Annotated in this window: 30 protein-coding genes; 14 read left to right on the forward strand and 16 right to left on the reverse strand. The window is 68.4% G+C overall.

What is annotated here, in order from left to right:
* Positions 1 to 90 precede the first annotated feature (90 nt).
* The gene (locus tag VMT65_RS09680) at positions 91 to 1098 is read left to right on the forward strand and encodes an LLM class flavin-dependent oxidoreductase (RefSeq protein ID WP_326307730.1); all 1008 of its coding nucleotides are present in this window, start codon (positions 91 to 93) and stop codon (positions 1096 to 1098) included.
* Here the strand turns inward: VMT65_RS09680 and VMT65_RS09685 are convergent.
* The 4 genes from VMT65_RS09685 to VMT65_RS09700 form a co-directional block, all read right to left on the reverse strand.
* Positions 1088 to 2350 carry a glycosyltransferase 87 family protein gene (locus VMT65_RS09685; RefSeq protein WP_326307731.1) on the reverse strand — a complete coding sequence of 421 codons (1263 nt, stop codon included), beginning with the start codon at positions 2348 to 2350 and terminating at the stop codon, positions 1088 to 1090. The two genes, VMT65_RS09680 and VMT65_RS09685, sit on opposite strands and share 11 nt — an antisense overlap.
* A gap of 110 nt (positions 2351 to 2460) precedes the next feature.
* Positions 2461 to 3030: a peptide deformylase gene (locus VMT65_RS09690; RefSeq protein WP_326307732.1), complete on the reverse strand. Its 570-nt coding sequence runs from the start codon at positions 3028 to 3030 to the stop codon at positions 2461 to 2463.
* Between the two features lie 66 nt (positions 3031 to 3096).
* Complete coding sequence (locus tag VMT65_RS09695) at positions 3097 to 3384, reverse strand: FAD-binding domain-containing protein (protein ID WP_326307733.1); 288 nt, start codon at positions 3382 to 3384, stop codon at positions 3097 to 3099.
* A gap of 155 nt (positions 3385 to 3539) precedes the next feature.
* A complete protein-coding gene (locus VMT65_RS09700) occupies positions 3540 to 3992 on the reverse strand; it encodes a DoxX family protein (RefSeq protein WP_326307734.1) in 453 nt (150 codons plus the stop codon).
* 29 nt (positions 3993 to 4021) lie between these two features.
* On the opposite strand from VMT65_RS09700, the gene VMT65_RS09705 reads away from it, so the two are divergent.
* Positions 4022 to 4915, forward strand: coding sequence for a sigma-70 family RNA polymerase sigma factor (locus VMT65_RS09705; protein WP_326307735.1), 894 nt, complete (start codon positions 4022 to 4024; stop codon positions 4913 to 4915).
* A gap of 8 nt (positions 4916 to 4923) precedes the next feature.
* Here the strand turns inward: VMT65_RS09705 and VMT65_RS09710 are convergent, their stop codons facing one another.
* Together VMT65_RS09710 and VMT65_RS09715 are read right to left on the reverse strand one after the other, a co-directional pair.
* A complete protein-coding gene (locus VMT65_RS09710) occupies positions 4924 to 5943 on the reverse strand; it encodes a zinc-dependent alcohol dehydrogenase (RefSeq protein ID WP_326307736.1) in 1020 nt (339 codons plus the stop codon).
* Between the two features lie 41 nt (positions 5944 to 5984).
* Positions 5985 to 6578, reverse strand: a complete 594-nt coding sequence (locus VMT65_RS09715) for a TetR/AcrR family transcriptional regulator (RefSeq protein WP_326307737.1) — start codon at positions 6576 to 6578, stop codon at positions 5985 to 5987.
* A gap of 715 nt (positions 6579 to 7293) precedes the next feature.
* Between VMT65_RS09715 and mptB the strand changes: the two genes are divergently transcribed.
* The 6 genes from mptB (at position 7294) to VMT65_RS09745 (ending at position 13357) form a co-directional block, all read left to right on the forward strand.
* Positions 7294 to 8976, forward strand: coding sequence for a polyprenol phosphomannose-dependent alpha 1,6 mannosyltransferase MptB (gene mptB / locus VMT65_RS09720; protein ID WP_326307738.1), 1683 nt, complete (start codon positions 7294 to 7296; stop codon positions 8974 to 8976).
* Positions 8973 to 9905: an ABC transporter ATP-binding protein gene (locus tag VMT65_RS09725; protein ID WP_326307739.1), complete on the forward strand. Its 933-nt coding sequence runs from the start codon at positions 8973 to 8975 to the stop codon at positions 9903 to 9905. Before mptB ends, VMT65_RS09725 begins: the two co-directional genes overlap by 4 nt.
* Positions 9902 to 10684, forward strand: a complete 783-nt coding sequence (locus tag VMT65_RS09730) for an ABC transporter permease (RefSeq protein WP_326307740.1) — start codon at positions 9902 to 9904, stop codon at positions 10682 to 10684. Before VMT65_RS09725 ends, VMT65_RS09730 begins: the two co-directional genes overlap by 4 nt.
* Positions 10685 to 10774: 90 nt before the next feature.
* On the forward strand, positions 10775 to 11752 hold the full coding sequence (locus VMT65_RS09735; RefSeq protein WP_442790212.1) for a COX15/CtaA family protein: 978 nt from the start codon (positions 10775 to 10777) through the stop codon (positions 11750 to 11752).
* 87 nt (positions 11753 to 11839) lie between these two features.
* Entirely contained in the window at positions 11840 to 12442 is a 603-nt protein-coding gene (locus VMT65_RS09740) for a class I SAM-dependent methyltransferase (protein WP_326307741.1), read from the forward strand.
* A 108-nt stretch (positions 12443 to 12550) separates the two neighbouring features.
* Positions 12551 to 13357, forward strand: a complete 807-nt coding sequence (locus VMT65_RS09745; RefSeq protein WP_326307742.1) for an alpha/beta fold hydrolase — start codon at positions 12551 to 12553, stop codon at positions 13355 to 13357.
* Here VMT65_RS09745 and VMT65_RS09750 read toward each other — a convergent pair.
* Positions 13354 to 13902, reverse strand: a complete 549-nt coding sequence (locus tag VMT65_RS09750) for a TetR/AcrR family transcriptional regulator (protein WP_326307743.1) — start codon at positions 13900 to 13902, stop codon at positions 13354 to 13356. The genes VMT65_RS09745 and VMT65_RS09750 overlap by 4 nt on opposite strands.
* Before the next feature lie 182 nt (positions 13903 to 14084).
* Between VMT65_RS09750 and VMT65_RS09755 the strand changes: the two genes are divergently transcribed.
* Entirely contained in the window at positions 14085 to 14882 is a 798-nt protein-coding gene (locus VMT65_RS09755; RefSeq protein ID WP_326307744.1) for an alpha/beta fold hydrolase, read from the forward strand.
* 126 nt (positions 14883 to 15008) lie between these two features.
* On the forward strand, positions 15009 to 15389 hold the full coding sequence (locus VMT65_RS09760; protein WP_326307745.1) for a hypothetical protein: 381 nt from the start codon (positions 15009 to 15011) through the stop codon (positions 15387 to 15389).
* Positions 15390 to 15452: 63 nt separating this feature from the next.
* Here VMT65_RS09760 and VMT65_RS09765 read toward each other — a convergent pair whose 3' ends face one another.
* Both VMT65_RS09765 and VMT65_RS09770 read right to left on the reverse strand, forming a co-directional pair.
* The gene (locus tag VMT65_RS09765) at positions 15453 to 16325 is read right to left on the reverse strand and encodes a class I SAM-dependent methyltransferase (RefSeq protein ID WP_326307746.1); all 873 of its coding nucleotides are present in this window, start codon (positions 16323 to 16325) and stop codon (positions 15453 to 15455) included.
* A gap of 76 nt (positions 16326 to 16401) precedes the next feature.
* Entirely contained in the window at positions 16402 to 17226 is an 825-nt protein-coding gene (locus tag VMT65_RS09770; protein WP_326307747.1) for a class I SAM-dependent methyltransferase, read from the reverse strand.
* Between the two features lie 73 nt (positions 17227 to 17299).
* On the opposite strand from VMT65_RS09770, the gene VMT65_RS09775 reads away from it, so the two are divergent.
* On the forward strand, positions 17300 to 17890 hold the full coding sequence (locus VMT65_RS09775) for a TetR/AcrR family transcriptional regulator (protein ID WP_326307748.1): 591 nt from the start codon (positions 17300 to 17302) through the stop codon (positions 17888 to 17890).
* Between the two features lie 25 nt (positions 17891 to 17915).
* Here the strand turns inward: VMT65_RS09775 and nagB are convergent, their stop codons facing one another.
* Genes nagB through VMT65_RS09800 form a run of 5 tightly spaced genes read right to left on the reverse strand, consistent with a single transcriptional unit; the run spans position 17916 to position 22989 of the window.
* Positions 17916 to 18698: a glucosamine-6-phosphate deaminase gene (gene nagB, locus VMT65_RS09780; protein ID WP_326307749.1), complete on the reverse strand. Its 783-nt coding sequence runs from the start codon at positions 18696 to 18698 to the stop codon at positions 17916 to 17918.
* The gene (locus VMT65_RS09785) at positions 18686 to 19852 is read right to left on the reverse strand and encodes an N-acetylglucosamine-6-phosphate deacetylase (protein ID WP_326307750.1); all 1167 of its coding nucleotides are present in this window, start codon (positions 19850 to 19852) and stop codon (positions 18686 to 18688) included. Before VMT65_RS09785 ends, nagB begins: the two co-directional genes overlap by 13 nt.
* Positions 19849 to 21504, reverse strand: a complete 1656-nt coding sequence (gene ptsP / locus VMT65_RS09790) for a phosphoenolpyruvate--protein phosphotransferase (RefSeq protein WP_326307751.1) — start codon at positions 21502 to 21504, stop codon at positions 19849 to 19851. The genes VMT65_RS09785 and ptsP overlap by 4 nt, the downstream gene beginning before the upstream one ends.
* Positions 21494 to 21757: an HPr family phosphocarrier protein gene (locus tag VMT65_RS09795; protein WP_326307752.1), complete on the reverse strand. Its 264-nt coding sequence runs from the start codon at positions 21755 to 21757 to the stop codon at positions 21494 to 21496. Before VMT65_RS09795 ends, ptsP begins: the two co-directional genes overlap by 11 nt.
* Positions 21754 to 22989 carry a PTS transporter subunit EIIC gene (locus tag VMT65_RS09800; RefSeq protein WP_326307753.1) on the reverse strand — a complete coding sequence of 412 codons (1236 nt, stop codon included), beginning with the start codon at positions 22987 to 22989 and terminating at the stop codon, positions 21754 to 21756. Before VMT65_RS09800 ends, VMT65_RS09795 begins: the two co-directional genes overlap by 4 nt.
* 124 nt (positions 22990 to 23113) lie before the next feature.
* On the opposite strand from VMT65_RS09800, the gene VMT65_RS09805 reads away from it, so the two are divergent.
* Positions 23114 to 23344, forward strand: a complete 231-nt coding sequence (locus tag VMT65_RS09805; protein WP_326307754.1) for a PTS glucose/sucrose transporter subunit IIB — start codon at positions 23114 to 23116, stop codon at positions 23342 to 23344.
* 5 nt (positions 23345 to 23349) lie between these two features.
* Positions 23350 to 23799 (forward strand): PTS sugar transporter subunit IIA, encoded by a 450-nt coding sequence (locus VMT65_RS09810; RefSeq protein ID WP_326307755.1) that lies wholly within the window; start codon positions 23350 to 23352, stop codon positions 23797 to 23799.
* Between the two features lie 134 nt (positions 23800 to 23933).
* On the opposite strand, the gene VMT65_RS09815 is transcribed toward VMT65_RS09810, so the two are convergent.
* Positions 23934 to 24632: a GntR family transcriptional regulator gene (locus tag VMT65_RS09815; protein ID WP_326307756.1), complete on the reverse strand. Its 699-nt coding sequence runs from the start codon at positions 24630 to 24632 to the stop codon at positions 23934 to 23936.
* Positions 24633 to 24685: 53 nt separating this feature from the next.
* A complete protein-coding gene (locus VMT65_RS09820; protein ID WP_326307757.1) occupies positions 24686 to 25036 on the reverse strand; it encodes a hypothetical protein in 351 nt (116 codons plus the stop codon).
* Between the two features lie 109 nt (positions 25037 to 25145).
* Here VMT65_RS09820 and VMT65_RS09825 point away from each other — a divergent pair, with 109 nt between their 5' ends.
* Complete coding sequence (locus tag VMT65_RS09825) at positions 25146 to 26111, forward strand: quinone oxidoreductase family protein (RefSeq protein ID WP_326307758.1); 966 nt, start codon at positions 25146 to 25148, stop codon at positions 26109 to 26111.
* The last annotated feature ends 44 nt before the right edge of the window (positions 26112 to 26155 follow it).

Below are 26155 nucleotides of genomic sequence, written 5' to 3' on the forward strand. Positions count from 1 at the left end.
TTCGATGCCAATCGAATTCTCATAGGGGGAGGGTGTGACAGCGCCCGCCCCACAGACCACGACAGCCGATCCACGAAAGCCGGTGCCAGCATGCCCGTCGCACTGTCCCTTCTCGATCTCGCGGCCATCGCGCCCGGCCAGACCGCGCGCGACAGCTTCCACAACAGCGTCGAGCTGGCCCGGGCGGCGGAACGCAGTGGGTACGAGCGGGTTTGGTATGCCGAGCACCACAATATGAGCCGGATCGCGTCGAGTGCGACCAGCGTGCTCATCGGGTACGTGGCCGGGCAGACCGACACGATCCGGCTCGGGGCGGGCGGGATCATGCTGCCCAATCACTCGCCGCTGGTGATCGCCGAGCAGTTCGGGACCCTGGAGTCGCTGTATCCCGGGCGCATCGATCTCGGGTTGGGGCGCGCGCCGGGCAGTGATCAGGCGACCATGCGGGCGTTGCGGCGCAATCCGTCCTCGGCCGATACGTTTCCGCAGGACGTGTTGGAGTTGCAGGGGTATCTGACCGGGAATTCGCGGATTCCGGGGATCAAGGCGGTGCCGCGCGCCGAAGGTGTTGTGCCGCTCTACATTCTGGGGTCGTCGCTGTTCGGGGCGCAGTTGGCGGCGCATCTCGGGCTGCCGTACGCGTTTGCCTCGCATTTCGCGCCCGAGGCGCTGATGCAGGCCGTGCGGGAGTATCGGGATCGGTTCCAGCCCTCGGAGCAACTGGCTCAGCCGTATGTGATGGCGGGTGTGAATGTGTTCGCCGCGGCGGATCGCGCGGCGGCCGAGGAGCAGAAGACGATCGCGTATCGGGCGCGCACGCGGGCGTTCATCAAGCGCGGCGCGGCGGGCGTGGACTACTCCGACGAGGAGATCGACGCGTTCCTGGCCTCGCCCAATGGGGCGCATCTGGCCAAGATGACCACGTATACGGCGGTGGGGACGCCCGGCGAGGTCGCCGACTATCTGGAGGATTTCGCGGCCGAGATCCAGGCCGACGAGCTGATCACCGTGCACCACGCGCAGGAGATCGAGGATCGGGTGCGGTCGGTGGAGTTGACCGGCGCGGCGCTGGGTGCGCGCGAATCCGTCACGCGCTGAGCGGTTTCGGGCGGTAGCGGTGTAGGGCGAGGGCGGTGGCCGCGTACAGGGCCACCGCCAGCCAGATGTAGGCGTTGTGGCCGAACAGGGCGAGGAAGCCGTGTTTCGGGTAGTAGAGGACGGCCTCGTAGTCGATGCCGAACAGCTTGAAGACACCGCCCGAGCACACGACGAAAACGACCGACAGCGTCGTGGCGGTGAGTAGGCCGCGGCGGTGATTGGCCAAGTGGGTCAAGTAGATCAGCAAGGGCGCGAGCCAGACCCAGTGGTGGATCCAGCTGTAGGGAGAGACCACGGTGCTGGTGATGCCGCACAGGATCACCGCGGGCAGTTCGCGTCCGGTGCCCGACAACCGGCGGGCCAGGAGCATGCAGACGGCCGTGAGGGTGAGAGCCGCTGCGAACCACAGCAATTCGACTCCCCCGCTCGATCCCAGCGCGCGGGCCAGCATGCCGCGCAGGGACTCGTTGTCGGGGTTCTCGGGCACGCCGACGCGCGAGGGATCGGCGAAACCGCCCGCCCAGTAGGTGAGCGAGTCCTTCGGCAGCATGGCCAGGCCGATGACCATCGTCGCGGCCAGCGCACCGGTCGCGGTGGCGGCGGCGCGATATCGGCGGGTCACCAGCAGGTAGAGGATGAAGAACGCCGGGGTCAGCTTGATGCCGGTGGCTATGCCGGTCAGAACGCCCTTGGCGCGCGCGGAATCCGGCAATGCCATGTCGACCAGGACGAGCAGCAGCAACAGCAGGTTGACCTGACCGAACGCCACGGTCTGGCGGATCGGTTCGCAGAACATCAGCAGGGCGGCGGCGGTCGGGACCACGACCAGCATGCGCCGATCACGCCGATAGCCGAGGATCGCCAAGGTGGCCCAGACCGATCCGCACAGGATCAGGAAGTTCGCGATCCCGCCGACCAGCGTGAACACCAACCCGTGCAGCGCCGCCAGAGGCGCGAACAGCACCGCGGCAAAAGGCGTGTAGACGAATTCCCACGCCCCACGCGTATGTCCGAGCAACGGGGTGTCGTAGACCGAAACCCCGTGCACCACACGGTTCGCCGCGATCCGATACGCGTCCAGATCGACCAGGTGCAGCATCGCCTTCGGATCCATCACCGCGTGATCGATCCACTGCGCCCCGGCCAAAATCCCGGCCACCGCGACCACCCACACCGCGGCCAACGGAATCGAGCGTCGCTGCGACGCCTTCCGATTCGCGGCCGCTGCCCCATCGATCATCGGCAACGGCATGCCGCACCCCCTGGCTCCGGGTTCCGATTGCCCGCCAACCGTATGAACGCATTCCCCCACTGGCCAGCCCGTGTTATTGGGGGCAGACCCAGTCGCTTTCCCCGACAACCCTAGTCGTGAAAGGGATCGGCATCCTCCCCGGGCAGCCAAGACCGCCCCGGTTCGGTCCACCCGTTGGCCTTGATCATCTTCTTCGCCGCCCGCTGATTGCGGCCGATGAGCCGGTCCAGGTACAGGTGCCCGCGCAGGTGGTCGGTCTCGTGTTGCAGGCAACGGGCCAGGTAGCCGGTCCCTTCCACCGACACGGGCCGATTATGGACGTCCACGCCGGTGACTCGCGCCCAGTCCGCGCGCCCGGTGGGGAACCACTCCCCCGGCACCGAGAGGCAGCCCTCGGTGTCGTCGTCGGGATCCGGCATAGTCTCGGGAATCTCGGAGGTCTCGAGGCTCGGATTGATCACGTAACCGCGTTGCCGCCCCTCGGCATTCACCAGGTCGTAGATGAAAACCGCACGCGGATCACCGATCTGGTTGGCCGCCAGCCCGGCACCGCGCGCGGCGGTGTTGGTCTCGAACAGGTCCTCGACGAAAGCGGCCAGCTCCGCATCGAATTCGGTGACGGGCACCGCCGGTCGCGTCAGTCGGGGATCACCGGCAATCAAGATCGGTCGAACAGCCATGCTCTATTAGTCCCAGAAGGGTGCCGACGGATTGCCGCCGGGGTCGGGAGTGGGCGGCTCGGTGGGTCACATGCCGTTGAACTCGACCAGTGGGGCGGGGTAGGCGGGAGCGGTTGTGCGCCAGGGCTTGTGGATGCTCGCGCCGGGTAGGTTGGCCAGTTCCGGGAGCCAGTGGCGGGTGTAGGCGCCGTCGGGGTCGAAGCGTTCGGCCTGGCGGATCGGGTTGAGGATGCGGTTGGGGCGGGTGCCGGTGCCCGCGGCCCACTGCCAATTGAGCTCGGTCAGGAATCGCAGTCGATTGGGTGCGACCGGGTCTCGTTCGAGAATGCCCGGGTCCAACACGAACAGCGGCACCACCGGCCCCGGCCGCAGCGGCCGCCGTCAGCACCGGATTGTCGCGCACCCGCAGGTCACGGGTGAACAGGGCGATCGCCACCTGCATCGAGCACTCGCTTTCGGGACGGTGGAGCACACGCGATGGACTTCGGGTGGATCAGGGGACGAACCTATCAGCGGGCACCGACATGATTCCGCGACGTGTCCGGGCCGGACGGCGATCGAAGGGTCTGGCGATCGTCCGGGCGCAGGGCCCAGGAGGCGGCGGTCAGCAGGGCCATGACGGTGAGGATGGGCACCTCGTAGCGGGCGTAGCCGGTGGTCAGGTGGGAGGCGATGGCACCGGTGTAGACGAAGAAGGTTCCGGCATAGGCCCATTCCTTGACCAGCGGGAAGCGCGGAACCACCAGGGCGAGTGCGCCCAGGAGCTTCCAGACGCCCAGGATGACCAGGAAATAGGTGGGGTAGCCCAGGTTCACCACGATGTCGCGGGCACGCGGGACGCGGGCGACGTCCCACCAGCCGCCGACCACCAGTTCGGCGACGACGAGCGTCGTGGTCGCCCAGTACAGATAGACGACCGCGCGGTCGGGAACGATTCGTGTGACGATGGATTGCGTAGTCATGACCCTGTGACGTTCGGCAGGCGTGATGTATGTCCGACACTGACTCGGGTTCCCCGGCGGAACGGTTCGAGCGGCGGCGCGCCCGGCTGACCGCGCTGGCCTTTCGCATGCTGGGGGCGTCGGGTGAGGCCGAGGACGCGGTGCAGGAGACGTGGATGCGGTTGAGCCGCATCGAGATCGACGGCATTCGCAATCTGGACGGGTGGCTGACCACGGTGTTGTCGCGGATTTGCCTGGACGCGCTGCGCACCCGGGAGATGCGGCGCGAGTTTCCGTTGGGAAGTGTTGTGCCCGAGACCATTCCCGCTGCCACGGCGGTCGGGCCGGAGGATCGGGCGCTGCTGACGGAGGAGACGGAGCGGGCGGTGCTGGTCTTGCTGCATCGACTGCATCCCGCCGAGCGGGTCGCGTTCGTGCTGCACGACATGTTCGAGGTGCCGTTCTACGAGATCGCCGAGATTCTGGGCCGCTCGCCGAACGCGGCGCGGCTGCTGGCCAGTAAGGCCCGGCATCGGGTGGTCGGCGACTCGGACGGATTGCGGCCGGATACCTTGCGCGAGCATCGGATCGTGCGGGCGTTCCTGGCGGCGGTGCGGGCCGGGGATATCACCGCGGTGCTCGAGCTGCTCGCGCCCGACATCACGGTCTCCGCCGATAAGGTCGCCGCACCGGGGCGGGTGCCGGTCACCGCGTCCGGCGCGCGCACGGTGGCGCGGCTGGCGGCCGGGTTCGCCACGCGCGCCGAATTCGCGGCGGTGGTGCTCGTCGACGGGCGTGCCGGGGCGCTGGTGGCCGCGCGGGACGAGGCTCCGGCGGTCATGGCATTCACCATCGAGGGCGAGGTGATCGTGCGGATCGAGGTGATCGCGGAGCCGGAGGCGCTGGCGGCGCTCTCGCTCACTGTTCCCGATCCCGGCCGCTAGCACCGACTTCAGCGAGTGGCGACGAGTTTGACCGGTCCTTCGAGCAGGGCGTCGATCGTGTCCGCCCAGGCGACGGTGTGGGTGGTGACCAGGCTCGGGTCGAAGCGGCCGGTGGCGACCAACTCCAGGACCTGCGGGATGGTGGGGCGGACGTGGGCGCGGCCGGTGTGGAAAGTGCAGCAGCGGGAATACATTTCGAGCATCGGGAGGGCGACGTCCTGGGTTTGGACGCTCACGCTGGTGCAGACGCCGTCATTGGCGGTGGCGCGGATCGCGGCAACCAGGGCCTTGGGGCCGCCCGCGGCTTCGACCGTGATGGGGAAGCGGCCGACGCGTTCGGTGGGCTTGCCCTCGATGGGTTCGGCACCGAGTTTGGCCGCGATGGCGAGTCTTTCGGGGTCGGTGTCGAGGTAGACGGCACGGGCCGACCCCAGCGCTACCGCCAGTCCTGCGGCGTACAGGCCGATCGAGGCGGCGGCCGGGCCGCCCAGGACCAGGACTTCCGCGCCCGGGTCGGCCGCCAGATGCGGCGCGACGGTGCGGTGGGCGTCGGCGATATTGTCGCTGGCGCTGGCGACCGTGGCCGGGTCGACGCCCGCGGGCAGCGGGACGAGCATGGCGTCGGCGTGCGGAATGCCCACCATATCCGCGAAGAAGCCGCCCCAGGCCAGACCGCCCATCGGGCCCAGGCCGTAGCTGGACATGAATGGGTGGGTGGTGCAGTTGCCGGTGCGGCCACGGCGACAGAAATCGCAGGTGCCGCAGGAGATTTGGAAGGGGACGACGACCTTGTCGCCCGGGCGGACGGTGGTGACGGCCTCTCCGACGGCGATCACCTCCGCGACGCCCTCGTGGCCGAAGGCGTACGGTCCGGCCAGGGGGAATCGGCCCTGGATGATGGCGGGGTCGATATCGCAGGTGGCCACGGCGATCGGGCGGACCAGGGCCTGCTCGGGGCCGTCGATGGTGGGTTCGGCGGCGTCTTCCCAGCGCAGGGCGTGCGGGCCGTCGAGTACGAGTCGCTGCATCATCCGATCGTCGCTAGAACATTCTTTCCAGTCAACCCCTCCTAGGGTGAATTCGCCTCGGCGGCAGTGACTTCCGCGAGGCTCAGCCGAATCAGCCGCGCCATGGCGGACGCCACCGTGTGCAGCGGCTCATCGGTGCGGCGTACCCGCGCCAAAATCGTCGCGCCCTCGTAGGCGGCCACCACCGTGGTCGAGAGATCGCGCGCCCGATCGGGATCCATGCCCAGCTCGGTCAGCATGTCGGCGAACCCGTGGGCCATGGCGTCGAAGGCCGAAACACAGGCGGCCCGAACGGATTCGACATCGCTGCCGCCATCCGAGGCGGGCGTGCCCACCGGACAGCCGTCGGTGAAGTCGGTTTCGGACAGTTTGGTGGCCATGAAATCGAACAGCGTTGCGGCCGTGCCGAACACATCGCCCGGCGCCTGCCGAATCATCCGCCCCACCAACACCCCGGTGCCATTGATCGCCGAGACCGCGATCTCCTCCTTCCCGCCCGGAAAGTGGTGGTAGATCGACCCATACGGCAACCCCGCCGCCTCACTCAACTTCTTCAGCCCGAATCCGTGATAGCCGTGTCGGGCCAACAACCCCGCCGCGGCCACCTCGATTCGCCGTTTCGAATCGGAGACCATTCATCCAGAGTATGAGCGAGGTCCGACACCGGCAGCGCGAATCGCGTTCGGGCAGTGAATCAACCGAGCGCCGCGAGGACCTTCGCCGCGGCGGTGGCGGCGACCGCATTCGGCCCGGGATCCCCGCGACCTGCGGCATCAGCGCCAGATTCATGACTTCGGCGCCCACGGCGTCGGCAGACGAATGATCTTGACGCACAACGCCATTGAACGACGCCACCAGGCCGATCCGTCGGTCGACCTCGGGGCGGCATGCCGCAGCGGTGGATCGCAGTCGCCGAGGCAGTCCCGCGAACCGGTAGCGACGAGCTTGAATCCGGCGCGGTCCATGGCCCGGGACACCACCGCGAGCTGGGCGACCGCGTCCTTGCGCTCGCGGCCCCCGCTAGATCCGCGAGATGCCCGCTCTGAGCGGGCGCGCGGCGCAGGCGGTTGAGCACCTGCACGATGCTGTCCTCTTCGGCGACTCGGTCCCAACTGCCTGCAATCCCGAGACCCTCGCCCTGACCGCCTTCCCAACGCGCCCCCCGATTGGCCTTCATCCCGGGAACCGACTCCGGTCGTTGTAATCGTCGGGCGCTGCCTCGATCCGGAAGCCCGGCAACTTTGCGAGCAGGGCCGCCGCATCTCAGCAAGCGGTCGGCACACGCGTGGACCCGCGTTGCGGCGATGCGATCGGCCGCGCGGGTGCGGCGCCGGACTAGGCTTCGCAGATGTGGCGGTAGTGGAAGGCGCGCGGCGCAGAGTCATCGATGTTGGACGCCGGGCCCTGGGCCTGGACGTCCCCGCCGCCGATCACACCGTCGCCGTGCTGCACAGCGTGGATCACGATGTGCCGGGGTTGGACCGGCGAGAAACCTTGCAGCTGATGCGAATCCGGCTGTTGGGGGCGACCGGTGCGGTCATCATGGCGATTTCGGCGCTGGGTGTGGGCGCGCAGCCGGTGCATCAGAATCCGACCTCCGGGCTGCGGGTGCTGGGGTTCTTCGCGCGGGCGGGCACCTCCACGCTGGCCATGTGCATGATCGGGACCGTGCTGGTGGTGATGGCCTGGCTGCTGCTGGGTCGCTTCGCCGTCGGCGGGTTCGGCGGCAATCCCCGCCATCGGCTCAGCCGGTCGCAGATGGATCGGACGCTGCTGCTGTGGATCATTCCGCTCAGCGTCGCACCGCCCATGTTCAGCAATGACGTGTACTCGTATCTGGCGCAGAGCGAGATCTCCGCGCGCGGGCTGGACCCCTACAAGGTGGGGCCGGTCGCCGGGCTCGGACTCGACAATGTGCTGACCAACAACGTGCCCAATATCTGGCGGCAGACGCCCGCGCCGTACGGGCCGCTGTTCCTGTGGATGGGTCGCGGGATCTCCCACATCGTCGGCGACAACATCATCGCCGGGGTGTGGCTGCATCGACTGCTGGTGTTGGCGGCGGTCGCCCTGATCGTGTGGGCGCTGCCGCGGCTGTCGCGGCGCTGCGGGGTCGCGCCGGTGAGCGCGCTGTGGCTGGGGGCGGCCAATCCGCTGGTGCTGTTCCACCTGGTCGGCGGCGTCCATAATGACGCGATCATGCTGGGGCTCATGCTGGCGGGCATCGAATTCTGCCTGCGCGCCATCGACGACACCCATCCCTTCGACCGGAGAGCCTGGGCGCTGCTGGTTTTCGGGGCGGTGGTCATCACCCTGTCCTCGACGATCAAGATCACCTCGATCATCGCCCTCGGCTTCGTCGGCATGGCGCTGGCGCGGCGCTGGGGGCACGGGATCCGCGGAGTCCTCTGCGCGGCGGGGATATTGGGCCTGATCGCGGGCAGCGTGACCTTGTTCATCAGCACCGCCAGCGGGCTCGGGTTCGGGTGGGTCAACACCATCAATACCGCGACCGCGGTGCGCAGCTACCTGTCGCTGCCGACCGCGATCGGCATCATCACCGGATTCGGCGGGGTCCTGCTGGGACTCGGCGATCACACCACCGCGCTCATCGACATCACCCGACCCATCGCCGAGGGGATCGCCGCGCTGATCGTGCTGCGCATGCTCGTCGCCACCTGGACCGGGCGACTGCTGTCCGTCGGCGCGCTCGGCGTCGCGCTGGGCGCGCTCGTACTGCTGTTCCCGGTCGTGCAGCCCTGGTATCTGCTCTGGGCGATCGTGCCGTTGGCGGCCTGGGCCAACCGGCCCGCGTTCCGGGTGCCGGCCGTCGTGATCTCGGTGATCGTGAGCGTGCTGGTGATGCCGCGCGGCGCGGACTTCTACGTTTTCCAGATCGTCGAATCCGCCATCGCCACCGTGATCGTGGGCCTGACGCTCATCTTCCTCACGCGAAATGTGCTGCCGTGGCGCAATCAACCGGGGGTGTCGCCCCGGTCACAGCAGCCCACGCCTTACGGTGTCTCCTCGTGACCGCAGCTTCCGGACCCGCCGTACGTGTCGACGGCGTCGTGAAACGCTACGGCGAGACCACCGCGGTCGACGGCATCAGCTTCGATATCGAACGCGCGCAGGTGCTGGCGTTGCTCGGACCCAACGGTGCGGGCAAGACCACCACCACCGAAATGTGCGAGGGCTTCGTGGCGCCCGACGCCGGGACCGTGCGGGTGCTGGGCCTGGACCCGATCGCCGACTCCGATCAGCTTCGACCGCGCATCGGGGTGATGCTGCAGGGCGGCGGGGCGTATCCCGGATCCAAGGCCGGGGAGATGCTGGATCTGGTCGCGTCGTACTCGGCCGATCCGCTCGATCCCGCCTGGCTGTTGGACACCCTCGGGCTGAAAGACGCTCGGCGGACGCCGTATCGGCGATTGTCGGGCGGGCAGCAGCAGCGGCTCGCGCTGGCGTGCGCACTGGTCGGTCGCCCCGAGATCGTGTTCCTGGACGAGCCGACCGCCGGATTGGACGCGCAGGCACGGCATCTGGTGTGGGAGCTCATCGACGCGCTGCGCCGCGACGGGGTCAGCGTGCTGCTCACCACGCACATGATGGACGAGGCCGAACAGCTCGCCGACCAGCTGGTCATCATCGACCACGGCCGCGTCGTCGCGCAGGGCACGCCCGCCGAGGTCACCTCGCACGGGGCCGAAGGGCGACTCGCGTTCACCGCGCCACCCAAACTCGACCTGTCGCTGCTGGAAGCCGCACTGCCCGAAGGGTTCACGCCGCGCGAGACCGCGCCCGGCTCCTACCTGCTGCAAGGTGACATCACCCCGCAGGTGCTGGCCACCATGACCGCGTGGTGTGCGCGCATCGATGTGCTGCCCACCGACATTCGCATCGACCAGCGTCGGCTGGAAGACGTGTTCCTCGAACTGACCGGGCGGGAGCTGCGGGGATGACCGAGACGGTGAATCGATTCGCGCCGGGCACCTTCTCCCCCGCGCCGCGCCCGACCACGCGGGCCAAGATGCTCGCGGCGCAGACGCGTATGGAGCTGATCCTGTTGCTGCGCAACGGGGAACAGCTGCTGTTGACCATGTTCATTCCGATCACGCTGCTGATCGGGTTGACGCTGCTGCCGGTGAGCGGGCTCGGCGAGCATCGGGTGGATCGGGTCGTGCCCGCGGTGATGATGGTGGCGATCATGTCGACCGCGTTCACCGGGCAGGCCATCGCGGTCGGCTTCGATCGCCGCTACGGGGCGCTCAAGCGGCTCGGGGCGACGCCGCTGCCGCGCTGGGGCATTGTGGCGGGCAAGTGCTCGGCGGTGCTGATCGTGGTGGTGTTGCAGTCGATTCTGTTGGGGGCCATCGGATTCGCGCTCGGCTGGCGGCCCGCGCTGCTCGGGCTGCTGCTCGGCGCGGTGGTGATCGCGCTGGGGACCGCGACCTTCGCGGCGCTGGGGCTGCTGCTGGGTGGGACGCTCAAGGCCGAGGTCGTGTTGGCGCTGGCCAATATCCTCTGGTTCGTCATGCTCGGGACCGCGAGCCTGGTGTTCATGTCCGATGACCTGCCGCACGCGGTGAGCCTGATCGCGCGGATCATTCCGTCCGGGGCGCTGTCGGAATGCCTGGAGCAGGCCATGCGCACCAGCGTCGACTGGTACGGGATCGCGGTGCTGGCGGGCTGGGGCGGTCTCGCGGGTTGGCTCGCTACCCGGTTCTTCAAGTTCGACTGACCTCGAAAGTTGGCCCGCGCCCGAGTGTTTAACGACACTCTGTAGTAGGGCGGGTGACGGGGTGAAATGGGGCCCCGTTACCATCGGAGCGTGCTGAATCGCGCCTTCCAGCGACTTGCCGACCTGTTCCCGATGCCTTCGATGCGGGTGCAGCGACTCCTCGCCCTCCTGGTCGTCCTCACCCAGGCCGGAATCTCGGTGACCGGCGCGGTCGTTCGCGTCACCGCCTCGGGGCTGGGCTGCCCCACCTGGCCGCAGTGCTTCCCGGGCAGCTTCGTGCCGACCGCGGTGGCCGAGGTGCCGGTGCTGCATCAGGTGGTCGAATTCAGCAATCGCATGCTGACTTTCGTGGTGTCGCTGGCGGCGGCGGCCATCGTGCTCGCGGTCACGCGGGCGCGGCGGCGGCGCGAGGTGCTGGTCTACGCGTGGCTCATGCCCGGCGGGACCGTGCTGCAGGCCGTGATCGGCGGCATCACCGTGCGCACCGGACTGCTGTGGTGGACGGTCGCGGTCCACCTGCTGGCCTCCATGCTGATGGTGTGGCTGGCGGCGCTGCTGTGGGCCAAGGTCGGCCAGCCCGACGACGGCATCGACACCGTGCAGGTGCCCGCGCCGCTGCGGCTGCTGACCGTGCTCAGCGGTGTGGCGCTCACGGCGACGCTCATCGCGGGCACGCTGGTCACCGGTGCGGGTCCGCACGCGGGTGACAAGAGCGCGGCCAAGCCGGTCGAGCGGCTGCAGGTCGAGATCGTCACGCTGGTTCACCTGCACGCCGAACTGTTGGTCGCCTATCTGGCGCTGCTGGTCGGTTTGGCCTGCGGGCTGGCCGCGGTGGGGATGAACAAGACGATTCGGAACCGGCTGATCGTGGTCATCTCGCTGGTCGTCGCCCAGGCGTGCATCGGCATCGTCCAGTACTTCACCCACGTTCCGGCAGCACTGGTCGCCTTCCACGTCGGCGGCGCGGCGGCGTGCACCGCCGCCACCGCCGCGCTGTGGGCCGCCATGCGCACCCGCGAACCGCTGCCCGCCTCGGCTCCGGAACCGGTCGGCAAGGTCAGCGCGTAATCACGGGTCCCGCCGGTCGCCCCGGTCCGGCAGGATGATCGAGTGACCGGGTTACTCGACGACGCACAGCTGGAACAGACTGCGGTAGTGGCGAACTCCGCGATGAACCGCGACCGCCGACTACCCGCCTACCGGCGCGAACTCGGGTTCGATCCGGTGGCATGGCTGTTGGCCCGCCCCGGACCGCAGCGTTGGCTCGATATCGGATGCGGTAGCGCGCACGCCCTTTTCGAGGCGGGCGATGTGCTGTCCGGGCATGCGCGGATCGTCGGTGTGGACCTGGTCGACTACTTCGGCGGGCCGTCGCGTCGCGGCGTCGACTTGGTCACCGCGTCCGTTCTCGACTGGCATCCGGACGAACCTTTCGACCTGATAACCAGCGTCCACGCGCTCCACTACGTCGGCGACAAGCTCACGGCATTGAGCAGAATGTCGTCCTGGCTTACGGCGGACGGCCGGTTGACCGCCAACTTCGACGCCTCCGCGCTGCGGGACCGGGACGGGGCTACGCTCGGGCGGCGGCTCTCCACCGCGTTGCGACGCAATGGTTTCGACTACAACGCCCGGAACCACCGGATCACGCGCATCGGTGTGGGGCGACCGGTGTGGGAGTTCCGCTACCTCGGTGCCGATGCGCATGCGGGGCCGAACTACACCGGGCAGGACGCAGTCGGATCGCATTACGAATGACCGGTGTCAGCTGGTGGTTCCTGTCAGAGTGGAATTCGATCGGCGGTCGATGTCGAAAACGGCGGGTGCCGTTCGAGGAGTAGTCGAAACCTTCGAAAGGATGAAGACATGACTAGCTCCGTTACCACCGTTCGCTCCGCCGATGGCAGTGAGATCACGGTCGAGGCGATCGGGTCGGGTGCGCCGATTGTGCTGATCGGGGGCGCGTTCAACGATCGGTCTACCGTGACCGGGCTCGCCGCGACGCTCGCACCGCATTTCACCGCGATCGGGTACGACCGGCGCGGGCGCGGGGGCAGCACCGATGCGACCGGGAAGTTCGCGGTGGAATCCGAGGTCGAGGATCTCGCAGCGGTGATCGAGTACGCGGGCGGGGCGGCGGCGGTGTTCGGGCATTCCTCCGGTGCGGCACTGGCATTGGAAGGGGTGCTCGCCGGGCTGCCGATCGACAAGGTCGCCCTCTATGAGATTCCCGCGGTGGTCGACGGCAATCGGCCGGAGCCGCCCGCCGAGGTGTTCGACCGTCTGGTCGCGCTCATCGCGGCCGGGGATCGGGACAGCGCGGCCGAATTGTTCCTGACCGAGCAGGTGCAGGTGCCCGCGCCCGTTGTCGAGGGCATGCGCAACTCTCCGGTGTGGGAATTCCTGTGCGCCCAGGCACCCAGCCTCCCCTACGATGTCGCGGTTTGCGGGCCCAGCATGCGGTTGCAAACCGACCGCTACGCCACCATCGCCACTCCGACCCTGGTCATCAACGGCGACCAAACCACACCCTGGATGCAGACCGCGAGCAAGGCCCTGGCCGCCGCGATCCCCGGTTCACGTCACGTGGTCCTGCCCGGCGAGGACCACAACATCCTCAACCAGCCCGCACCTCTGGAACCCCTGCTCCGCGAGTTCTTCGTCCGAGGCTAACGAGACAGGAACTCCCACAAGGCCTTCCGAACCGAGCGCTGCTGGCCGCCCGCCCGCAACTCCAGCAGCGCCGCTTCGGCGACGAGGGTGACCCACAGTCGGGCGGCGTCGGCGGGTTCGCTCCAGCCGAGAACCTGGAAATCGGGCTCGATGAGAGCGGCATTGTGGGCGTTGCGGTGGGTGACCGCGTCGGCGATCAACGGTTCGGCGCGGGCCTCCAGGAGCAGGGCCTTGACGCCGCGGTCGCGCAGACACGCATCCAGGTACGCGGTCGAACCGGTGACGAGGCGGTCGTGGCCCGGGGCCAGATCGGCTATGGCGGTTTCGATTTCGGTCTGGAGGCGGTCGTGGAATTCGCGGTGTAGGGCCAGGAGGTAGTTGGCGCGCGAGCCGAAGTGGTGGAAGAAGGTGCCCTTCGAGACGCCCAACTCGGCCACCAGGACGTTGACGCTGACACCGGACAGGCCCAGACGTTCGGCCAGGTGCAGGCCGCTGTCCACCAGCGCGGCGCGGGTGCGCGCGGCGGAATCCTCCCGCAGATTCATCTGATTCAACCCTCACCGGCAAGTGCTGCCCGTATCGCGCTGCGCGGCAGTCGATATGGCGGCACTCCCCTTGCATGCTCTTCGAACCGATCGTAGGGTCACACTATATGAGCGACCGGGTGGTCAGTGAATGACCAGTCGGTCAACCCATTCGACCGAAGGGACGTGCGCGAATGCACACCATGCGCACAACAGCCGGAGAACTCGCCTACGAAGACCTCGGTAGCGGACCGGCCGTCGTCCTGCTCCACGCCAACCTGCACGACCACCACGACTTCGACCCGATCATCCCGGCCCTGGCCGCCGACCACCGCGTCATCGCCGTCGACTGGCCCGGCCACGGCGCCTCCGCCCCGAACCCGACCCTCACCGCCGCGGCCTGCGCCACCGCCCTGGTCGACCTCGTCACCACCCTGAACCTGAATCCCGCTGTCTTCCTGGGCAATTCACTCGGCGGCTACGCCGCCGCCAGCCTGGCCCTCACCCACCCCGAACGAGTAGCGGGCCTGATCCTGGTCAACACCGGCGGATTCGTCCCCCAAACCCCCCTCACCCGCGCCTACTGCACCCTCTACGGCTCCACCCTCGCGGCCCGCTACTGGCTCCCCCACAGCATCCGCAACTACACCAAACCCATGAGCCCCCACGACAACGCCATCATCGCCCGCACCACCCGCGTAGCCCGCACCGACATCGGCCGCACCACGTATTCCTCCCTCTGGCACAGCTTCAACTCCCCCACCTACGACCTCACCCCCCGCGCCTCCCAAATCACCACCCCCACCCTCATCATCTGGGGCACCCGAGACCCCGTCCTCCCCCTCCGCTACGCCCACCTCACCCACCGCCTCCTCCCCCACTCCACCCTCCACCTCCTCCCCACCGGCCACCTCCCCTTCTCCTCCACCCCCAACCAATTCCTCGAACTCGCCGAGCCCTTCATCCAATCGTCCTTAGCCGCCGCGGGCACGGAGAGGTGAAGACAGGTCAGGCCGATCAGCCGAGTTGAGACCGCAAGGATTTCATAAGGATGCCGCTGGGGGGCGCTGGATAACTTCTGGATGTCGAAAAGAGATCCGGGCAACCGGAGTCGTATGGAGGTTGTCATGGTTAGCGTTTCCGGTGGGCGTAAGGCTGCGGCGGTTGCCGGGGTGGCGGCGGCTGCGGTGGGGATTGGTGTGGGCGTGATGGCGGCGGGGTCCGCGCAGGCGCAGGCCAATCATCCGGGGGCCTGTGTGGTGGTGCAGAACCATGCGGGGCGGACTACGACGGTGAGCATGAATTATCCGGCGGGGTACAACGGGGATTGGACTATTTATCCGAATGACCTCGTGGTGTTGATGTACAACGGGGTGGCGGTGAAATCGCCTACGGGGGAATTCAATCTGCAGAAGGATTCGGATTTGCAGGCGGTGTGGAATTACGATCCGGGCCGCGATCATGACAAGGGGTGCAACGGGTCCTGGGTGGTGACACTCAACGGCTGAGAGCCACCGGGCAGGTCTGGCTGTACCTGGTGAGCCGTTGAGCCGCAATGGATCTGGTGGGCCTCAGTGCCGATCGGCGATCGCGAGGCGACCGGTGCTGAGGAACGAGCCGCTTTTGCCCTCCACCCTGACCTCCTGGGCGATCGTCAACATGTCGCGGTCGGCGGTGACGGTGAGGCCGCAGGCCGAGAGGACGGAGGCCATCGCCTCGGGCGTCCAGCTGGACCGCTGCGGTTCGCGGGCCATGGGATTGGTGCGGCCGGTCACCGACAGCAGCAGTTCCATGGCGCGACGCCCGTAGCGGTACAGGCGATTCGGGGTCGGATAGGTGACGATCAAACGGCTGCCCACGGCGCTGCGCTTGGCCACCTCCGTGACCGTGTCTCCTACCTCGGCCGGGGTCAGGTAGGGCACGACGCCCTCCCAGATCCAGGTCGTGGGCCGCGTTTCGTCGTGGCCCGCCTCGATCAGCGCGGCGCCCAGTACGTCCCGGCCGAAGTCGACGGGCACGAAATGCACCGAAGCCAGCGCCGCACGTGCACCGAGTCGCTCCCGCTTCTCGGCTTGCGAGGCAGGATGATCCACCTCGAACACCTCGACACCGACCAACTCGGACATGCGCCAGGCGCGCGCGTCGAGCCCGGCCCCGAGAATCACCAGTTGCGGGTTGCCCTGCTCCCGAACCGCGTCGTCGATGGCGATGGTGCGCGCGGCAAGCACTTCGGAAGTCGTCGACACCAATTCGTACTCCATGCGCGCGCCAAACCCCTTCGGCACCTCCCCGGCCCGCACCCGCCCGACAATGTCGCGTTCCTCGGGGAGCAGCAGATCGATCGCGACGGGATCGGCGAACCGCCCGACACCCAGCCGCCCATCCGCCACCGCCCGACCCTGACAAACCAGGATCGCCGTCCGACTCGCCGCACGCTCGGTCACCCGGACATTATCGACGCCGAGGCGCGGTTTCGCCCGTCACCGAGCCGAGAGGTGATGGCCGCCATGGCGCCTCGGATCAATCGCTGTCGCGGGAGGCGGTGATGACCATGGTCGCGTAGTCGATAGTGAACGTGCCGCCCATGGCGTCTATGGCGGTGCCGATGTCCTCGAGGACGGCCGCGAGGACATCGGGTGGGGTTTGAGTTAGGGCGCCGTGGGTGGGGATTTGGTCGAGCCATTCGTCTCGGGTGTAGGTGCGTTGCCAGTCGAAGCGCCATTGTTCGGGGGTGGTGAAGCTGGCGGTTTCGCGGATTCCCTTGTCGGCCTTGGCGAGCATGGTCTGGTAGAGGTCGAGGGCGGGGCGGTCGGCGACGAGGGACATGGGTGAGTCGGGGAGGTGCTTGCGGTAGACGGCCGCGAAGGCGGTGCGGGCCTCGGGGGGCATTTGCGGGACCGGCCAGAAGGCGGCGAAGCGGCCGCCGGGGCGGAGTACGCGTGCGGCCTGGGCCGCGCCCGCGACGGGATCGACCCAGTGCCAGGCGGTTCCGGCGATGACGGCGTCGAAGGTGCGGCCGGCCGGATCCCACTGTTCGAAGGTGCCGATCTCGACCTCGATGCCGGTCTCGCGCGCGAATTCGGCCATGCGGGAGTCGGGTTCGACGCCGAGCACCGTGCATCCGGCGGCGCGGAACTGGCGGGCCACGATGCCGGTTCCGCAGCCTACGTCGAGTACGTCCTTGCCGGGTGACGCCGCGAGGATGCGGTCGATCATGGCGGTGGGATAGGTCGGTCGGGTGCGGTCGTAGCGGGCGGCGTCCACGCCGAAGGATTCGGCCACCTCCCGGGCCAGATGCGGGCTGCGGTCGTCGGATTCGGGCTCTCGGGGCGGTAGAGTGACCATGCGCCCACTTTAAGTGGGCGCTCGCCCACTAGGCAATGGTGTCGAGTTCGCTCAGAGAGAAGGAGAACGGGGTTTGCCCACCGGGGTCGCCATACGGGACGCACGCGAGCAGCTGTTCGACGCGGCGGAGCGCATCCTGCTGCGCGACGGGCCGAGCGCTCTTTCCAGCCGCTCGGTGACCGCCGAAGCAGGGTGTGCGAAAGGCGTGCTGCACCGCCACTTCCGCGACTTCGACGGTTTCCTCGCCGAACTGGTGGAAGATCGCGTCGTCCGCGTCGAGCGCCTCGGTGCGGAACTGCGCGACAGGGCCGGGACCGGCACGGTCGCCGACAATCTCGCCGAGGCACTGACCGCGGTCTTCGAAACGGTGGCTCTGGCCATCGTCAGCCTGGTCACCTACCGCGACGAACTGCGCGCCCGCATCCGCGAACAGCGCCCCTCCGGTCTACCCATCCTCACCGAAGCGGGCACGATGCTCGCGGACTACCTGGCCGCCGAGGCCGAAATCGGCCGCATTGCAACAGCTTCCGACCCAGGCCTGCTGGCCCGCACCCTGATCGGCGCGGGACACCTACTCTTCGCCGACCGTACGGCGCCACGACCAGAACTCCCGGCGGTACGCGGCTTGGTCACCGCGGTCCTGGGTGACGCGCTGACATCTTGACAACCGCCCTGACAAAGCAGGCCGGTCAGAAGCTCTGCCAGGAGGGCTTGTTCTCCACCGCGAAGCGGTAGTAGTCGACGGCCTTGAGGTTCGCGGCGGCGGCCGGGTCGACGATGACCGTCACGTGGGGGTGCATTTGCAGGATCGAGGCGGGGCAGAAGGCGGAGACCGGCCCCTCGACGGCGGCGGCGACGGCTTCGGCCTTGCCCGCGCCGGTGGCGATCATGAGCAGGTGGTCGGCGTCGCTGATGGTGCCGAGGCCCTGGGTGAGGACGTGGGTGGGGACCTGGGTGAGGTCGTCCTCGAAGAACCGGGCGTTGTCCTCGCGGGTCTTCGGGGTCAGGGTCTTGACGCGGGTGCGCGAGCGCAGCGAGGAGCCGGGCTCGTTGAAGCCGATGTGCCCATTGGCCCCGATGCCCAGGATCTGCACCGAGATCGGGCCGTTCTCGGCGATCTCGCGCTCGTACTCCGCCGCCGCGGCGGGGATGTCGTCGGCATTGCCGTCGGGGCTGTGCACGTCGGCGTCGGCGAAGTCCACGTGCGCGGTGAACTCGTCGCGAATGAACTGCCGGTAGGACTGCGGGTGCCCGACCGGCAGCCCGATGTACTCGTCGAGCAGAAACGCCTGCACCCCGGCGAAACTCAGCCCTTCCTCCTTGTGCTGGCGAATCAGCTCCTGATACGCCCCCAGCGGCGAGGACCCCGTGGCCAGTCCGATGGCGCGGGCACCCCGGCGCACATGGTCGGCCATGATGCGACCGGCCAGTACACCGGCCTCGGCCGCGTTATCGGTGATCACGAGTTCCATTGCGCTCCGTCCTTGTAAACGTTCAGGGGATTCAGGTGGTGGTCGGTGACGAGCACGTCGGCCCGCATGCCAGCGTGCAACGCGCCGAGCTCGTCGCCCATGCCCAGCAGGCGAGAGGGCGTGGCGCAGGCGGCGGTGGCGGCGGCACTCAGGTCGACTCCGGCGTGGAAGACGGTGCGCCGCAGCACATCCACGGCGGTGGCGGTGCCACCGGCGATGGGACCCTGGCCGTGCGGGTCGTAGATGCGCGAGACACCGTCGGTGACCACGACATCGAGGCTACCGAGCTGATAGCGGCCGTCGGGTTGTCCGGCGGCGGCCATGGCGTCGGTGATCAGGGCCAGGTTGTCGGGGCCGAGGGTGTCGAAGACCATGCGCACGGTGCCGTCGGCCAGGTGCACGCCGTCGGCGATGACCTCGGCGACCACGTCGCCGCGCCCGGCCGCGGCCATGGCGGCGGTGAGGAAGTTGGCGTCGCGGTGGGCCAGTTCGGGCATGGCGTTGAACAGGTGGGTGATCGACACCCGCCAGCCGCGGCGCATGGCGTGCACGGACCGTTCGTAGTCGGCGACCGTGTGTCCCAGGGACAGAATCACATTCGCCTCGGCGAGCACATCGGCGAGGGCATCGAAATTGTCTGTTTCCGGGGCGATGGTCACCGACACGATGCGCCCGCCCGCGTAATCGATGAGACGCTCCAGCAAACCCGGATCTCCGGGCAGAATCCGTTCCGGATCGTGGGCACCGCGCCGGTGCTCGCTGATGAACGGGCCTTCGAGGTGGATGCCCGCCAGCAGACCGTCGTCGATGGCCTTGCCCAAAACGTCGATGCGGTCGCGCAATTCGGCTTCGGTGGCCGAGACCAGGGAGGCGAGCAGGGTGGTGGTGCCGTGCGCGCGATGGAATTTCGCGGCCATGGCCACACCCTCGGGATCGGTCTCGGGGAAGCCGTATCCGCCGCCGCCGTGGCAGTGCACATCGATCAGGCCGGGCAGGATGATCGGCGGCGGCCCGAGCAACTCGGGGAGCTCACCGCCGAATCCGCTTGCCGGGCCGACATAGTCGAGTCGCGGGCCGTCGAACGAAACCACCCCGTCGGCGAGTTCGCCCGCCTCGGTGAGGGTGACGACCCGGCCGCGCAGGGTGATCGTCACTTATCTCGCCCCAACGCTTGTCGTGCCGCGCGCAGGGCGTCCTCGGCGGTGCGGGCCGACAGCACGGCGGCCGCGGCGGCCTTGCACTGCTCGAGGGTGACCTCGGCGAGCTGAGCCCGCACTCCGGCGATCGAACGCGGGGCCATCGACAGCGTCTCGACCCCGAGACCCACCAGCACACAGGCGAATTCGGGATTGGAGGCGGACTCGCCGCACACCCCCACCTTCACCCCGTGCTTGCCCGCCCCGGACACCACCATGGCGATGGCCGCCGCGAGCGCGGGCTGCCACGGATTGTGCAGCGCCGCCAACGAGGACGACATGCGATCCGCGCCGAACAGGTACTGCGACAGGTCGTTGGTGCCGATGGAGAAGAAGTCGACTTCCGCACCCATGTGCTCGGAACGGATTGCGGCGGCCGGGATTTCGATCATCACACCGCGGGTGTCGAGTCCGGCCGCGCGGGCCTTGCCCGCGAAGTATCCGGCCTCCTCGACAGTGGCGACCATCGGGGCCATGACCTTGACCGGGGTCCCGGTCTGGCGGGCGGCGTCGGCGATCGCGGTGAGCTGGTCGAGCAGCGTCCCCTCATCGACGCTGCTCAACCGCAGGCCGCGCACTCCCAGCGCCGGATTCTCTTCCTCCGGCAGATTCAGGAATGGCAGCGGCTTGTCCGATCCGGCGTCGAGGGTGCGCACGGTGACCGGGCGCTGTCCCATGACGCGGAAGATCTCGGCGTACTGGTCCGTCTGCTCGGCCACCGTGGGCGCGGATTTACGGTCCAGGAAAAGGAATTCGGTCCGGAACAGGCCGACGCCCTCGGCACCGAGTTCGACGGCCAGGCGCGCATCGGCCGCGGAGCCCACATTGGCCAGTAGCGGCACGGCGTGCCCGTCGGCGGTGTGCCCGGGACCGGTCGGGGCGTCGGCCTGGCGTGCGCGCAGGGCCGTCACCTCCGCTCGGCGCTCCGGGGTCGGGTCGAGCTCGATCACACCGGTGCTGCCGTCGAGGACCACCTCGGTGTCCTCGGCGATCCCCGCCGCCTCCGGTGCGGCCACGACGGCCGGAATGCCCAGCGCCTTGGCCAGAATCGCGGTGTGCGAGGTCGGTCCGCCCGCCACGGTCAGCAGGCCCACCACCTTCGCCGGATCCAGGGTGGCGGTGTCGGCGGGGGCCAGATCGTGCGCGGCCAGCACGAAAGGCGTTGCACTGTCCGGGATTCCGGGCGGATCCACACCCAGCAGCTCCGCCACGACGCGCTGCCCGACGTCCTTCAGATCCGAGACGCGTTCGGCCATCATCCCGCCGAGCGCGGCCAGCTGCGCACCGAAGTGCGCCACCGCCTGCGTGACCGCATGCGCGGTCGGCGTCCCGCCCCGGATCTCGGCGCGCACCTGATCCAGCAGGGCCGGATCGGCGGCCAGCGCCGAGGTCATGAACAGAATGTCGGCCGCGGGCCCGGTGGCGTCGAGCGCCTGGGCCGAATAGCGCGCGGCGACCGTCTCGAAAGCGGCTTCCGCGCGGGCGATCTCGGCCTCGACGTCGCTCCCGGGGGCGTCGGCGGCGCTGGTGACCGGCGCGGGCGCCAGCCACTTCACCGATCCGAGCGCGATCCCGGGAGCGGCGGCGACACCGCGCACCTCACGCGTCAAGATCTGTCTCCAGCATCCCGACCAGCTTATCGAGGGCCGCGTCCGCGCCGTCCTCGGCGTGCAGGGTGACGGTGTCACCCTGCTTGGCGCCCAGGGTCATCACCTGCAGCAGGCTGTTGGCGGCGACCGGATCCTTGCCCTCCACCGAGATCCGCACCGGCACACCGGCTTCCCCGGCGGCCTTGGCGAACAGCGCGGCGGGTCGGGCGTGCAGACCGGTCTTGGACGCGACGACTGCGGTGCGGGTGATCATGCGGCGATGTTCTCCTTTTCGGTTTCGGACTCATCGTCTTCGCGACCGGGGGTCTTCAGGTTCCAGCGCTTGATGATGAAGCTGAAGGTGACGTAGTAGAGGGCGGCGTAGCCCAGGCCCACCAGAAGCAGCAGCAGCGGGTGGGTGGCCTTGCCGAAGTTGAGCAGGTAGTCGATGGCACCGGCGGAGAAGGTGAACCCGTCGTGGATGCCGAGCGCATTGGTCAGCGCCAGCGAGGTGCCGGTGAAGATGGCGTGGATCAGCAGCAGCGGCCAGGCCACGAAGATGAACGAGAATTCCAGCGGCTCGGTGATGCCGGTCAGGAACGCGGTCAGACCGGTCGAGAGCATGATGCCGCCGATCATCTTCTTGTTCTCCGGCTTGGCGTGGCGCCAGATGGCCAGCGCCGCGGCGGGCAGGCCGAACATCATGATCGGGAAGAAGCCGGTCATGAAGGTGCCCGCGTGCGGGTCGCCGTGCAGGAACATGGCGATGTCGCCGTGGTAGGTCTGCCCGTTGCTGGTGTAGTCACCGAGGACGAACCAGACCACCGAGTTGATGATGTGATGCAGGCCCAGCGGCAGCAGCATCCGGTTGGCAAACCCAAAGATTCCGCCACCCACGACCGAGTGGTCGGCGACGAAGTTGCCCAGCGAGGTCAGCGCGGAGTTGAAGGCCGGGTAGATGAACGACATCACGACACCGAGGACCACGGCCGCGCAGGCGGTCAGAATCGGCACCAGGCGGCGGCCGGAGAAGAAGCCGAGATAGTCCGGCAGTTGGGTGCGGTGGAAGCGCTGCCACAGCACCGCGGCGGTCAGGCCGATGATGATGCCGCCCAGGACACCGAAGTTCACCAGCGCCTGAGCGCCTTTCGCGTCGGTCTTGCCCGCGAGCACGACCGGCGCCATGGCCTTGGTGACGCCGTTGAAGGCGAGGTAGCCGACGACCGCGGCCAGCGCGGTGGAGCCGTCGGCCTTCTTGGCCCAGCCGATGGCGATACCGACGGCGAAGAGCAGGGGCAGGTTGTCGATGAGTGCGCCGCCCGCGCCGGCGAGGACGTCGGCGACGGTCTTCATTGCCGACCAGCGGCCGAGCATGTCGTCCTGTCCTAGTCGCAGCAACAGTCCAGCAGCGGGTAGCGTGGCGATCGGCAGCATCAAGCTGCGGCCGAGCTTCTGCAGTCCGGATAGATCGAGCTTCTTACGGGAGCTCTCGACGGCATCGGCCATGGGTGGTCCTCAGTCTGTGAATGGAGTCACGCGTACTGTTCAGCGTCAGTTACCGTGACTGGTTATAACCAGACATATACTGGTTATAACCAGTTTTGTCTACTCGACACGCTCGGAGGAAATCATGTCGAAAGCGAATCAAATCGTCGATGGCCTGGGTGGTATCGACAACATCGTCGAGGTGGAGGGCTGTATCACCCGCCTGCGCTGTGAGATCAAGGACGTAAGCCGGGTCGACGAGAAGGCGCTCAAGGCCGCGGGCGCGCACGGGGTCGTCAAGGCCGGCAATGCGGTGCAGGTCGTGGTCGGGCCGACCGCCGACGCCCTGGCCGAAGACATCAACGACATGCTCTGAGCGCCATGAGCATCGATATCCTCGCGCCGCTGGACGGCCGCGCCATGCCCCTGTCCGAGGTCCCCGATCCGGTCTTCTCCGCGGAGATGGTCGGCGCGGGCGTGGCCATCGAACCCCTCGACACCGACGACGCCACCACGGTGGTCGCCCCGGTCGCCGGGTCGATCGTGAAGCTGCACCCGCACGCCGCGGTCATCGTCACCGACGAGGGCACCGGCGTGCTGCTGCACGTCGGCATCGACACCGTCGGCAAGGCCGACATCTTCGAGCTGAAGGCCGCCGAGGGCGACAAGGTCGCCGCCGGTGACCCGCTGATCACCTTCTCCCCCAACGCCGTTCGCCGCCTCGGATTGAGCGCGGCGGTGCCGGTGGTGGTCATGGACAGCGCGCCGGGCTCGGCGCAGAACCCGGTGACCGGTCCGGTCACCACCGGTTCGGTGCTGTTCAGCATGTGATCGTCGGGTAGACGAATCGAGCCGCCGCCCGAGTTGGGCGGCGGCTCAATCGTTTCGCCGTCATTCCGGCGTGCTTTTGGCCGGAATCCATTCGCGTGGTGTGGATCCCGGCCAAAAGCGCGCCGGGATGACGGTCAGCTATCCTCCGCCGACACCGTCATATAAACCTGGTAGCGGTCGGCGCGGTACCAGGACTGCGCGTGCTCGACGGCGCGATCGCGCGAGTAGGAGATGCGGTCGAAAGCCAGGAGCGGCGAACCGGTTTCGGTGCCCAGCCAGCCCGCGTGGCGCTCATCGGCGGCCACGGCGCGCACGCTCTGTTCGGCGCGGTCGATGGGGCAGTCGTATTCGCGGGAGAACAGCGCGTACAGCGACTGGGTGAGTTCCTGATCCAGCAGGTCCGGCAGCAGATCGGCGCGGTACCAGCCGTCGTCGATGGACATCGGCAGCCCGTCGGCCAAACGCAGTCGGACCAGGTGGAAGGCCTTGGTATTGGCCGCGAGTCCGAGCGCGGTCACCGAACCCGGCGGCGGCACAGCGTAGTCGGTGTGCAGCACGACGGTGCTGGGGGTGCGGCCCAGGCGGCGCATGTCATCGGAGAACGAGGCCATGTGCAGGCGCGAGCGGGCGACCCGCTCGGCCACGAAGGTGCCCTTGCCGGGGATGCGGGTGATGACGCCCTCGGATTCGAGCTGGCCCAGCACCTCGCGCACGGTCATGCGGCTGACGCGGTAGTCGTCGCACAGTTGGCGTTCGCTGGGCAGCATTTCGCCGGGACGCAGGTTGGCGCACAGGGTGGTCAACGCAGAACGCAGCTGCGCTTGTTTGGTCACGCGCCCTGACACGTCGATCCGGTCCTTTCCGCCCCCGCCGACTGCGGGCGCGGTCACTTCTCGTTGCGCGCCTTGGGGAATCGTTTCTGGTGCACCACCCAGCCTGCCATCTTGGCCCAGTGCCCCTGCGCCGGGGTGACCTTCGAGACGAGCTCGCGGTCCCACTCCTCGGTCTCGGCCAGGCCGTCGACGGTCTCGACCAGGGCCTTGGCGGCGGCCAGCGAGCCGACCACGCGGTCGCCCAGGACGCCGTCGGCGCCGACGAGGGTGACGCGGACGCCGACGCGGCCGATGGGCTGCAGCACCGCGGTGGCGGAACCGCCGTGCTCGGCCACAAACCCCTTCACGGAATCCACGACGGACGGCGAGACTTTCTCGGATGCCGGGGCGGCAGTAGCGCTCATGCGTCGCAGTTTACCCACGGGTAATTCACCGTCCATGAACCACGGCACAACTCACAGTCGGTGAGCCGCCCGACACCCGTCCCCCGGGGCGGATGTAAGACTGGAAGTCATGCGCGCGATCCAGGTTTCCGAGCACGGCGGTCCCGAGGCTCTGCGGTTGGTGGAGGTGCCCGACCCAGAGGTGGGTGCCGGGCAGTTGCTGGTGCGGACCGAGGCCATTGGCATCAACTTCATCGACACCTACATTCGGACCGGGCGGTATCCGACGCAGGTGCCGTATATCCCGGGCTCGGAGGGCAGCGGTGTGGTGACCGCGGTCGGGCCGGACGTCACCGACTTTCAGGTGGGAGATCGGGTGGCGTGGGCGGCGGCTCCCGGCAGCTATGCCGAGCTGGTGGTTGTGCCTGCGGCCGTGGCGATTCCGGTACCCGAGGGGGTGAACGCACAGATCGCGGCGTCGGCGCTGCTGCAGGGGATGACCGCGCACTATCTGATCGAGTCGATCTACAAGCCGCAGCCGGGTGAGGCGGTGCTGGTGCACGCGGGCGCGGGCGGGGTCGGGCTGATCCTGACGCAGTTGCTGTCCGCTCGCGGGATTCGGGTGATCACCACGGTCTCCACCGACGACAAGGAGAAGCTCTCCCGCGATGCCGGGGCCTCGGAGGTGCTGCGCTACGAGGAGGACATCGCCGCGCGGGTGCGCGAACTGACCGGCGGTATCGGTGTGGCCGCGGCCTACGACGGCGTCGGCGCGTCCACCTTCGAGGCCAGCCTGGCCTCGACCCGAATTCGCGGCACGGTAGCCCTGTTCGGCGCGGCCAGCGGCCCGGTCCCGCCGTTCGACCTGCAACGGCTCAACCCCCTCGGCTCGCTGTTCGTGACCCGCCCGACCCTGGCGCACTACACCCGCGACCGCGCCGAATTGCTGTGGCGCGCAAACGACATCATGAACGCCATCGCCGACGGCACCCTGCACCTGCGCATCGGCGGCACCTATCCCCTCGCCGACGCCGAACAGGCCCACCGCGACCTCGAGAGCCGCCAGACCACCGGCTCGATCGTGCTGGTGCCCTGAGCCTTTCGGCTCGCCGCAGCCCTGGGCCCGATCAGGTTCGCGCC

The organism is Nocardia sp. CDC153, assembly GCF_035818515.1.
GTDB lineage: Bacteria > Actinomycetota > Actinomycetes > Mycobacteriales > Mycobacteriaceae > Nocardia.

Bases quoted from the DNA above. Each gene is read 5' to 3' on its own strand.
- VMT65_RS09680 (WP_326307730.1), top strand. From the start codon at position 91: ATGCCCGTCGCACTGTCCCTTCTCGATCTCGCGGCCATCGCGCCCGGC.
- VMT65_RS09685 (WP_326307731.1), bottom strand. From the start codon at position 2,350: ATGCCGTTGCCGATGATCGATGGGGCAGCGGCCGCGAATCGGAAGGCG.
- VMT65_RS09690 (WP_326307732.1), bottom strand. From the start codon at position 3,030: ATGGCTGTTCGACCGATCTTGATTGCCGGTGATCCCCGACTGACGCGA.
- VMT65_RS09700 (WP_326307734.1), bottom strand. From the start codon at position 3,992: ATGACTACGCAATCCATCGTCACACGAATCGTTCCCGACCGCGCGGTC.
- VMT65_RS09705 (WP_326307735.1), top strand. From the start codon at position 4,022: ATGTCCGACACTGACTCGGGTTCCCCGGCGGAACGGTTCGAGCGGCGG.
- VMT65_RS09710 (WP_326307736.1), bottom strand. From the start codon at position 5,943: ATGCAGCGACTCGTACTCGACGGCCCGCACGCCCTGCGCTGGGAAGAC.
- VMT65_RS09715 (WP_326307737.1), bottom strand. From the start codon at position 6,578: ATGGTCTCCGATTCGAAACGGCGAATCGAGGTGGCCGCGGCGGGGTTG.
- VMT65_RS09730 (WP_326307740.1), top strand. From the start codon at position 9,902: ATGACCGAGACGGTGAATCGATTCGCGCCGGGCACCTTCTCCCCCGCG.
- VMT65_RS09745 (WP_326307742.1), top strand. From the start codon at position 12,551: ATGACTAGCTCCGTTACCACCGTTCGCTCCGCCGATGGCAGTGAGATC.
- VMT65_RS09750 (WP_326307743.1), bottom strand. From the start codon at position 13,902: ATGAATCTGCGGGAGGATTCCGCCGCGCGCACCCGCGCCGCGCTGGTG.
- VMT65_RS09755 (WP_326307744.1), top strand. From the start codon at position 14,085: ATGCGCACAACAGCCGGAGAACTCGCCTACGAAGACCTCGGTAGCGGA.
- VMT65_RS09760 (WP_326307745.1), top strand. From the start codon at position 15,009: ATGGTTAGCGTTTCCGGTGGGCGTAAGGCTGCGGCGGTTGCCGGGGTG.
- VMT65_RS09770 (WP_326307747.1), bottom strand. From the start codon at position 17,226: ATGGTCACTCTACCGCCCCGAGAGCCCGAATCCGACGACCGCAGCCCG.
- nagB (WP_326307749.1), bottom strand. From the start codon at position 18,698: ATGGAACTCGTGATCACCGATAACGCGGCCGAGGCCGGTGTACTGGCC.
- VMT65_RS09795 (WP_326307752.1), bottom strand. From the start codon at position 21,757: ATGATCACCCGCACCGCAGTCGTCGCGTCCAAGACCGGTCTGCACGCC.
- VMT65_RS09800 (WP_326307753.1), bottom strand. From the start codon at position 22,989: ATGGCCGATGCCGTCGAGAGCTCCCGTAAGAAGCTCGATCTATCCGGA.
- VMT65_RS09805 (WP_326307754.1), top strand. From the start codon at position 23,114: ATGTCGAAAGCGAATCAAATCGTCGATGGCCTGGGTGGTATCGACAAC.
- VMT65_RS09810 (WP_326307755.1), top strand. From the start codon at position 23,350: ATGAGCATCGATATCCTCGCGCCGCTGGACGGCCGCGCCATGCCCCTG.
- VMT65_RS09820 (WP_326307757.1), bottom strand. From the start codon at position 25,036: ATGAGCGCTACTGCCGCCCCGGCATCCGAGAAAGTCTCGCCGTCCGTC.
- VMT65_RS09825 (WP_326307758.1), top strand. From the start codon at position 25,146: ATGCGCGCGATCCAGGTTTCCGAGCACGGCGGTCCCGAGGCTCTGCGG.